This window comes from Plantibacter sp. MCCC 1A11337 (assembly GCF_013349365.1).
GTDB classification, from domain to species: Bacteria; Actinomycetota; Actinomycetes; order Actinomycetales; family Microbacteriaceae; genus Plantibacter; species Plantibacter flavus_A.
The window spans coordinates 1-1,446 of sequence record NZ_JABJWX010000013.1; the positions used below are offsets into that span (position 1 = coordinate 1).

General features: G+C 66.1%; 1 protein-coding gene. It reads right to left on the bottom strand.

What is annotated here, in order from left to right:
• Positions 1–110: 110 nt before the first annotated feature.
• Positions 111–1,306 (bottom strand): IS3 family transposase gene (locus HOW07_RS19130; protein ID WP_175118364.1). Its coding sequence is split into 2 segments (ribosomal slippage): positions 111–1,019 and positions 1,022–1,306, totalling 1,194 coding nucleotides; the frame shifts between segments, so codons are not numbered across the junction.
• Between the last annotated feature and the right edge of the window lie 140 nt (positions 1,307–1,446).

Below are 1,446 nucleotides of genomic sequence, written 5' to 3' on the forward strand. Positions count from 1 at the left end.
CCCTACCAGTAGGCGAGGGGAGGAGTCCCGGTGGCCGTCATTGGCTTGCAGCCCATCATGCTCAAGGATGCGACGTTCGGGACTGCTGCACGAACGGGTGACAGGTTGGGTCAGGCAGCCTGAGTGGCTGGCGGGGTCATGATGGTCTCGTACTCGATGGGGGTCAATCGGCCCAGGGCGTCTTGGCGTCGGCGGCGGTGGTAGGTCCGTTCGATCCAGGTCACGATCTCGATCCGCAGCTCCTCACGGGTGGCCCAGGCTCGGCGGTCGAGAACGTTCTTCTGCAGCAGGGAGAAGAACGACTCCATTGCGGCGTTGTCGCCGGCTGCGCCGACGCGGCCCATGGAGCCGACCATGGCGTGACGGTTGAGAGCGTGGACGAATTTCCGGCTTCGAAATTGAGATCCACGGTCAGAATGAACAACACAGCCGGCGACGTCGCCACGGCGTGCGGCGGCGTTGTTGAGCGCAGCCACGGCCAGGCGTGACTTCATCCTCGAGTCGATCGAGTACCCCACGATCCGGTTGGAGTAGACGTCCTTGATCGCACACAGGTAGAGCTTGCCCTCCCCGGTCCAGTGCTCGGTGATGTCGGTCAGCCACAGTTCGTTGGGCGCGTTGGCGGTGAACTCGTGCCTCACCCGGCCCTTCTCATCGGTCACGGCGCACAGGTCGTCGTGGACCGGCGGGCCCGGCTTCTTGCCGTTCTTGCCGCGCTTGGGCTTGCCGAACGCCGACCACCACCGGTTGGTCGAGCAGATCCGCCACGCGGTCCGTGCCGCCATCGCCTCCCCGGCTTCGCGTGCCTCATCGAGGAGGAACCGGTAGCCGAACTCGGGGTCGTCGCGGTGAGCATCGAACAGGGCGTTGGCGCGGTAGGCCTGCTCGAGGTCGGAGTCGGCGACCGGGTGAGCGAGCCAGCGGTAGTAGGGCTGGCGAGCGATCTTGAGCACCCGGCACGTCACCGTGACGGGGATCCCGTCGACGGCCAGCTCGCGGACGAGCGGGTACATCATTTTCCCGGCAGGTTCGCCTGGGAGAGATAGGCCGCGGCACGGCGCAGGACCTCGTTCTCCTGCTCGAGCAGCCGGATCCGCTTCTTCGCCTCGCGCAGTTCGGCGTTGTCGGCCGTGGTCGTGCCCGGCTTGCTGCCGTCCTCGACGTCGGCGGTCTTCATCCAGTTCGTCAGGCAGGACTCGCTGATGCCGAAGTCGGCGGCGATCTGCTTCAGATGGACCCCTGGCTCACGGTTCCTCGCGACACGGACCACGTCGTCGCGGAATTCCTTCGGGTAGGGCTTGGGCACGGTGCACATCCTTCCAGCAGCGCCTCTCGGCACCACAGATCAGATGTCACCTATCCGTGCAGCAGTCCCATGCTGGGGTCGGGCGCCTCTGGCTTCGTCGACGGAGTCGGTGGTGAGCGTGTCGTTGGCGACGCGCGGTC